Consider the following 7,582-nt stretch of genomic DNA (forward strand, 5'->3'; position numbering starts at 1 on the left):
GCTGGCCGCGGCCAGCCGGCAGCGCCACCAGACCGTGGAGCAGTTCCTGCTGGCCCTGGGCATCGACGCCGACACCGCGCGCCGCGATGCCGAGGGCATCGAGCATCATGTCAGCGAAGCGACGCTGGCGGTCTTCGCCGAGTTCGTGCGCAAGCACGGCGCGTCGCGATGAGCGTCGGCGACGACGCGCAACTGGCGCGCGACGTACATTGGATGCGCCACGCCCTGGCCCTGGCCGAGCGTGCCGAGCGCGAGTTCGACGAGATCCCGGTCGGCGCGGTGCTGGTTTCGGCCGAGGACGAGGTGCTGGGCGAGGGCTGGAACCTCAACATCGCCGAACACGATCCCAGCGCGCATGCCGAGATCGTCGCGCTGCGCCAGGCCGGCCGCCGGATCGGCAATCACCGCCTGGTCGGCAGCCGCCTGTACGTGACCCTGGAGCCGTGCGCGATGTGCGCGATGGCGGTGGTGCATGCGCGGGTGGCGGAACTGGTCTATGCCGCCACCGATCCCAAGACCGGCGCCTGCGGCAGCGTGTTCGACCTGCTCGCCGATCCGCGCCACAACCACCGCGTGCAGGTCCGCGGCGGGGTGCTGGCGGCGGAGGCGAGCACGCGCCTGACCAACTATTTCCGCGCCAAGCGCGGCAAGCCGCCGCTGGGCGCGTGAGCGGCCAGCCCCTGCCGGTCGCGCAGGCCGCGCGGTATCATTGAAGCCTGATACGACACTTCCGCGCCGGCCTCGCCGCCGCGAACGACAGGACGGTGATATGGCGCAAGCGCACGTGGCGAACGATCGGCTGATCTGGATCGATCTGGAAATGACCGGCTTGGATACCGATCGCGATTCGATCATCGAAATCGCCACGGTGGTGACCGACGCGCAACTCAACGTGCTGGCCGAGGGCCCGGAGTTCGCCATCGCCCATCCGCTGCAGACGCTGGAGGCGATGGACGAGTGGAACCGCAATCAGCACCGCCACTCCGGCCTGTGGCAGCGCGTGCTCGACAGCCGGGTCACGCTGGCCCAGGCCGAGGCCGAGACCATGGCGTTCCTGACCCAGTGGTGCAAGCCCGGCACTTCGCCGATGTGCGGCAACTCGATCTGCCAGGACCGGCGTTTCCTGCACCGGCAGATGCCGCGGCTGGAGCGCTTCTTCCACTACCGCAACCTGGACGTGTCGACGCTGAAGGAACTGGCGCGGCGCTGGGCGCCGACGGTGTCGGCCGGCCTGACCAAGACCTCCTCGCACACCGCGCTCAGCGACGTGCACGATTCCATCGACGAACTGCGTTACTACCGTCCGTTCATGGGCACGTTGGGCGGGCAGGGCGAGGGCTGATCCGCGATCAGGACGCTGTCAGAGAGCATGCGATAGATCGCCCGACGATCGTCGGGCGGATACAGTCGCGCAGGGAATGCAGGCGCTGACGCCGCCGCTCAGCGCGCCAGCGGCGGTCCCGGCTTGGTCTCGCCGTCGTCGGTGACGCCCTTGGTCAACAATTCCGCGATCGGGCGCCCGTCGGCATCGTGGTGATACACGTGCAGGTCGCGCTGCGGATACGGAATGCTCAGCCCGTTCTCCAGCAACTGATTGCGGATCTGCTCCAGCGTGCTGCTCTTGGCCGCGCCGAAATCGCCGTTCTTGGCGTAGCCGAACAGCATCAGGTCCACCGTGCTCTCGCCCAGGTTGGTGACCTGCACGAACGGGGCGGGCGTCTTCAGGATGTTCGGATTGTCCTGCGCGATCTTCAGCAACAGTTCCTGCGCCTTCTTCAGGTCGTCGCCGTAGCCGACGCCGACGGTGATCTCCAGGCGCCGGTTGGGCAGGGTGCTGTAGTTGACGATCGGCGCGGTGGTGATGGTGCTGTTGGGCAGGGTCACCATGCGCTCGTCGAAGGTGCGGATGCGGGTCTGGAAGATCCGGATCTCGTCGACCACGCCTTCCTGGCCGGCCACCACCACGTGGTCGCCGTCGCGCATCGGCCGCAGCACGATCAGCATGACCCCGGAGGCGATGTTGGACAGCGAGTCCTTCAGCGCCAGGCCCACCGCCAGGCCGGCGGCGCCGAGCACGGCGAACAGCGAGGTCGGCGGCACGCCGATCTTCTGCAGCGCGGTGACCAGCACCAGCACCAGCATCAACGCGTAGGCGACGTTGCGCAGGAAGTTGCTGAGGGTGGTTTCCACCCTGGCGCGCAGCAGCGCGCTGCGCAGCCATTCGCTCAGGCGCTTGGCGACCCACATCCCGACCACCAGGATCAGGAGCGCCACGCCCCAGTTGAGCGCGTACTGCGCCCAGTCCAGCTGTCGCCAGTCGAACGGGCGCGCCGCCCGCGTCGCCGGTGCAGCGGTCGTGGCCGCCGTCAGTGCCGTCAGCCACGACTGCATCGGCATCACCCCTTGCTCTTGAGCTTGGCCAGGCGCAGCCAGGTGTCGACCACGGTGTCGGGGTTCAACGAGACCGATTCGATGCCTTCCTGCATCAGCCACTCGGCCAGATCCGGGTGATCGGACGGGCCCTGGCCGCAGATACCCACGTACTTGCCCTTGGCGCGCGCGGCCTTGATCGCCATCGACAGCATCTTCTTGACCGCCGGATTGCGCTCGTCGAACAGGTGCGCCACGATCGAGGAGTCGCGGTCCAGGCCCAGGGTGAGCTGGGTGAGATCGTTGGAGCCGATCGAGAAGCCGTCGAAGATCTCCAGGAATTCCTCGGCCAGCAGCGCGTTCGACGGCACCTCGCACATCATGATGATCTTCAGGCCGTTCTCGCCCTGGCGCAGGCCGTTGCTGGCCAGCACCTCGACGACCTTGCGGCCTTCCTCGAGGGTGCGCACGAACGGGATCATGACCCACATGTTGTCCAGGCCCATCTCGTTGCGGACCTTGAGCACCGCCTTGCATTCCAGCGCGAACGCGGCGGCGAAGCTCGGATCGACGTAACGGCTGGCGCCGCGGAAGCCGATCATCGGGTTCTCTTCGTGCGGTTCGTAGTTGCTGCCGCCGATCAGGTTGGCGTACTCGTTGGACTTGAAGTCCGACAGGCGCACGATCACCGGGTGCGGCGCCACCGACGCGGTCAGCGTGGCGATGCCTTCGGCCAGGCGATTGACGTAGAAGCTCACCGGGTCGGCGTAGCCGGCGATCTTCTCGTCGATCTTCTTCTTGGTCGCCGCGTCCTGCTTGGCGTATTCCAGCAGCGCGTTGGGATGGATGCCGATGTGCGCGGCGATGATCATCTCCAGGCGCGCCAGGCCGATGCCGGCGTTGGGCAGCTGGCCGAAGTCGAACGCGCGCTCCGGGTTGGCCACGTTCATCATGATCTTCAGCGGCGCCGGCGGCATGTTGCCCAGGTCGGTGGTGGTGCGCTCGAACGGCAGGCGCCCGCCATAAATGTAGCCGGTGTCGCCCTCGGCGCAGCTGACGGTGACTTCCTTGCCGTCCTCGACCAGTTCCATCGCGTTGCCGGTGCCGACCACCGCCGGCACGCCCAGCTCGCGGGCGATGATCGCCGCGTGGCAGGTGCGGCCGCCGCGGTTGGTGACGATCGCCGAGGCGCGCTTCATCACCGGCTCCCAATCGGGGTCGGTCATGTCCGCGACCAGCACGTCGCCGGGCTGTACCCGGTTCATGTCTTCCAGGCTGCGCACCACGCGGGCGACGCCGGCGCCGATCTTCTGGCCGATCGCACGGCCTTCGGCAATCACCTCGCCGCGCTGCTGCAACGCGAAGCGTTCGATCTGGGTGGCGTGGCCGCGCGACTTCACCGTCTCCGGGCGCGCCTGCACGATGAACAGCTTGCCGCTGACGCCGTCCTTCGCCCATTCGATGTCCATCGGCCGCTGGTAGTGCTGCTCGATCACCAGCGCCTGCTTGGCCAGTTCCTGCACGTCCTCGTCGCTGATCGAGAAGGTGTTGCGCAGCTGTGCCGGCGTGTCCTCGATGCGCACGCGCTCGCCCGGCACGTCCGAATACACCATGCGGATCAGCTTGCTGCCCAGCGAGCGGCGCAGGATCGCCGGCTTGCCGGCCTTGAGGGTGGGCTTGTAGACGTAGAACTCGTCGGGATTGACTGCACCCTGCACGACCATTTCGCCGAGGCCGAAGCTCGAGGTAACGAACACCACGTCGCGGAAGCCGGACTCGGTGTCCAGGGTGAACAGCACGCCGGAGGCGCCGACGCCCGAGCGCACCATCAGCTGCACGCCGGCCGACAGGAACACGTCCTCGTGCTTGAAGCCGTGGTGCACGCGGTAGGCGATGGCGCGATCGTTGTAGAGGCTGGCGAAGACTTCCTTGACCTTGTGCACGACGTCGTCGGCGCCGGTCACGTTGAGGAAGGTCTCCTGCTGGCCGGCGAAGCTGGCGTCGGGCAGGTCTTCGGCGGTGGCCGAGGAGCGCACCGCCACGGCCACGTCGCCGCCGCCGTTCTCGTTGCACAGTTGCGCGTAAGCGTCGCGAATCGCCTGGTCCAGCTCCGGCTGCAGCGGTGCGTCGATCACCCAGCCGCGGATTTCCTTGCCGGCGGCGGTCAGCGCGCCCACGTCTTCCACGTCCAGCGTGGCCAGCTTGTCGAAGATGCGCTGGTACAGATCGTTGTGGGCGACGAAGGCCTTGAACGCTTCGGCGGTGGTGGCGAAGCCGCCCGGCACGGACACGCCGAGCCCCGCCAGATTGCCGATCATTTCGCCGAGGGAGGAATTCTTGCCACCGACGCGAGCCAGGTCGGCCAGGCGCAGCTCATGCAACCACAGGATGTTCTCGTTCAAGCGCGATGCTCCGTTAGGCCATCGCCCGAGGCGGGCTGAATGGCCGCGTCCGTGAGGGAAGAAGCCGATATGATGCAGTGCGCACCCGAGCCGGCACAAGCGAAGCGGGCGCATCCGTTGGGTTTCAGCCAGGAGAATGCAGGCAATGTCGACGATCAGACCGGTGTTCTACGTGTCCGATGGAACCGGTATCACCGCTGAAACCATTGGGCATAGCCTGCTCACCCAGTTCAGCGGTTTCAGCTTCGTCACCGACCGCATGTCGTTCGTCGACGATCCGGAAAAAGCCCGCGACGCCGCGCAGCGCATCCATGCCGCAGGGGAGCGCTATCAGGTTCGGCCGATCGTGGTCAACTCCTGCGTCGATCCGCAACTGAGCATGCTGCTGGCCGAGAGCGGGGCGCTGATGCTCGACGTGTTCGCGCCCTTCATCGAGCCGCTGGAGCGCGAATTGAACGCGCCGCGGCACTCGCGGGTGGGACAGGCGCATGGTCTGGTCGACTTCGAGACCTACCACCGCCGCATCAACGCGATGAACTTCGCGCTCGCGCACGACGACGGCATCGCGCTCACCTACGACGAAGCCGACGTGATCCTGGTGGCGGTGTCGCGCGCGGGCAAGACCCCGACCTGCATCTACCTGGCGCTGCATTACGGCGTGCGCGCGGCGAACTATCCGTTGACCGACGAGGACCTGGAGAGCGATCGGCTGCCGCCGCGCCTGCGCGCCTATCGCAACAAGCTGTTCGGGCTGACCATCGATCCGGAGCGGCTGCAGCAGATCCGCCAGGAGCGGCGGCCGAATTCGCGTTACTCCAACGCCGAGACCTGTCGGCGCGAAGTGGCGGCGGCCGAAACCATGTTCCGCATGGAGCGGATTCCGACCCTGAGCACCACGCATACCTCGATCGAGGAGATTTCCAGCAAGGTGCTGGCGACGCTGGGACTGCAGCGCGAGATGTTCTGAGAGAGGGTGTGACTGGCCAGCGCGCGCCGGTCGGGCGGGGCCGTTCCTGGCGGCGACGGCATTTCCGCACGTGCTCGCAGGGATTTCCACGGTAGGCCGCTGGCGCCGATCCGTCAATGCTGCCGCCGGCGCGATCCAGCGTGTAGGATCGGTCCATGCAGCACGCCATGACCCGCAGCGAACGCATCCCCCGGCTCAGCCGTTTCGGCTGGCTGATGGGGCTGTACGCCGAGAACTATCTGCACCTGAACCGCCTGTTCGTGCCGGCCGACCTGGCCGCCGGCAGCTACGTGTCCAGCATCGGCGACGGCCTGGACCTGCGCCTGGACGTGATCGAGCGTCACCGCTACACCGTCGAACTGCGCCTGACCTACGATCTGTGCGACCCGCTGACCGGCGAGCCGGACCCGTCGGCCTACGTGCGCCTGTACCTGGACGCGCGCCAGGCCGAGACCACGCATTGCTATGTCGGCCGCCGCTGGCAGGACGTGATGGGGCTGTACCCGCCGCCGGCGGAACTGATCAGCCACCGCATGCGCATGAACACCTTCCTCGGCAAATGGCTGGAATACCTGGCCGAGCGCGGCCACGGCGTGGCCACGCTGCGATCGGCGCCGCCGTTGCCGCGCGCGGCGCAGGACGCGGCGACGCCCGCCGTCTAGCCACAGGCTGGACCAGGCGGCGGCACGGTTACGGCATACTGCGCGCCCGTCGTCCTCTGCCTTCGTCGCATGCCTTACACCCCCATCGTCGCCACCTTGGGCTACGTACTCTCGCCCGATCGCAGCCAGGTGCTGCTGGTCCATCGCAATGCCCGGCCCGGCGACCATCACCTGGGCAAGTACAACGGCCTGGGCGGCAAGGTGGAGGCGGACGAGGACGTCCTGGCCGGCATGCGCCGCGAGATCCTGGAAGAGGCCGGCATCACCTGCGAGGCGCTGCAGTTGCGCGGCACCATCAGCTGGCCGGGGTTCGGCAAGCACGGCGAGGACTGGCTGGGCTTCGTGTTCCTGATCGAGGCCTACGCGGGCGAGCCGTTCGCCGAGAACGCCGAGGGCACGCTGGCCTGGGTGCCGATCGCGCAGATGGACACGCTGCCGCTGTGGGAGGGCGATCGCCATTTCCTGCCGCTGGTGTTCGATGGCGACCCGCGCCCGTTCCACGGGGTCATGCCATACCGCGACGGACGCATGCAGTCCTGGCGCTACTCGCGGGTCTGACGCGCTAAGCCCCTCTCCCATCGGGAGAGGGGTGAGGGTACGGCGCGAAAGCGACTCGCGGAGTTTGGTGGCGGGTGAGGGTGCGGCGCCAAGCGTCTCGCGATGTTTGGGTGCACCAAGCTTCGCCCGTACCCTCATCCGGCCCTTCGGGCCACCTTCTCCCGACGGGAGAAGGAACAGCCTGTTCCTGCCGCTGGTGTTCGATGGCGATCCGCGCCCGTTTCACGGGGGGCATGCCATACCGCGACGGACGCATGCAGTTCTGGCGTGACTCGCGGGGCCGACACGCTCGCGCTGCCATCAAGCCCCTCTCCCGCCGGGAGAGGGGTTGGGGTGAGGGTACGGCGCGAAAGCGACTCGCGGAGTTTGCTGGCGGGTGAGGGTGCGGCGCCAAGCGTCTCGCGATGTTTGGGTGCACCAGGCTCCGCCCGTACCCTCATCCGGCCCTTCGGGCCACCTTCTCCCGACGGGAGAAGGAACAGCCTTTTCCTGCCGCTGGTGTTCGATGGCGACCCACGCCCGTTCCACGGGGTCATGCCGTACCGCGACGGACGCATTGCAGTCCTGGTGCGACTCGCGGGTCCTACACACTCGCGCTGCCATAAAGCCCCTCTCCCATCGGG

Annotated in this window: 8 protein-coding genes and 1 pseudogene; 7 read left to right on the plus strand and 2 right to left on the minus strand. The window is 67.6% G+C overall.

Features of this window, described 5'->3' with window-relative positions; all coding sequences use genetic code 11:
• From CEK66_RS15945 to orn, 3 genes are all read left to right on the plus strand, one after another.
• Positions 1-172 (plus strand): iron dependent repressor, metal binding and dimerization domain protein (locus CEK66_RS15945; RefSeq protein ID WP_304951742.1); only part of this gene is annotated, 172 nt, incomplete at its 5' end.
• Positions 169-669: a tRNA adenosine(34) deaminase TadA gene (gene tadA / locus CEK66_RS15950; RefSeq protein ID WP_152237567.1), complete on the plus strand. Its 501-nt coding sequence runs from the start codon at positions 169-171 to the stop codon at positions 667-669. The genes CEK66_RS15945 and tadA, both read left to right, overlap by 4 nt.
• 100 nt (positions 670-769) lie before the next feature.
• Positions 770-1,342 (plus strand): oligoribonuclease, encoded by a 573-nt coding sequence (gene orn, locus CEK66_RS15955; protein WP_017917154.1) that lies wholly within the window; start codon positions 770-772, stop codon positions 1,340-1,342.
• Positions 1,343-1,440: 98 nt separating this feature from the next.
• Here orn and CEK66_RS15960 read toward each other — a convergent pair whose 3' ends face one another.
• Both CEK66_RS15960 and ppsA read right to left on the minus strand, forming a co-directional pair.
• On the minus strand, positions 1,441-2,391 hold the full coding sequence (locus CEK66_RS15960; protein WP_152237569.1) for a mechanosensitive ion channel family protein: 951 nt from the start codon (positions 2,389-2,391) through the stop codon (positions 1,441-1,443).
• A 5-nt stretch (positions 2,392-2,396) separates the two neighbouring features.
• Entirely contained in the window at positions 2,397-4,772 is a 2,376-nt protein-coding gene (gene ppsA, locus CEK66_RS15965) for a phosphoenolpyruvate synthase (RefSeq protein WP_152237568.1), read from the minus strand.
• Positions 4,773-4,917: 145 nt separating this feature from the next.
• On the opposite strand from ppsA, the gene CEK66_RS15970 reads away from it, so the two are divergent.
• The 4 genes and pseudogenes from CEK66_RS15970 to CEK66_RS15985 all read left to right on the plus strand — a co-directional run.
• Positions 4,918-5,739, plus strand: coding sequence for a pyruvate, water dikinase regulatory protein (locus CEK66_RS15970; RefSeq protein WP_010342958.1), 822 nt, complete (start codon positions 4,918-4,920; stop codon positions 5,737-5,739).
• 155 nt (positions 5,740-5,894) lie between these two features.
• Positions 5,895-6,401, plus strand: a complete 507-nt coding sequence (locus tag CEK66_RS15975) for a DUF1249 domain-containing protein (protein ID WP_017909496.1) — start codon at positions 5,895-5,897, stop codon at positions 6,399-6,401.
• 69 nt (positions 6,402-6,470) lie between these two features.
• The gene (locus tag CEK66_RS15980) at positions 6,471-6,959 is read left to right on the plus strand and encodes an 8-oxo-dGTP diphosphatase (protein ID WP_148828211.1); all 489 of its coding nucleotides are present in this window, start codon (positions 6,471-6,473) and stop codon (positions 6,957-6,959) included.
• Between the two features lie 163 nt (positions 6,960-7,122).
• Positions 7,123-7,237 (plus strand): annotated as a pseudogene (locus tag CEK66_RS15985) (7,8-dihydro-8-oxoguanine triphosphatase); the annotation flags it as partial.
• Positions 7,238-7,582: the final 345 nt, after the last annotated feature.

The organism is Xanthomonas sp. LMG 12460, assembly GCF_009192895.1.
Lineage (GTDB): Bacteria > Pseudomonadota > Gammaproteobacteria > Xanthomonadales > Xanthomonadaceae > Xanthomonas_A > Xanthomonas_A sontii.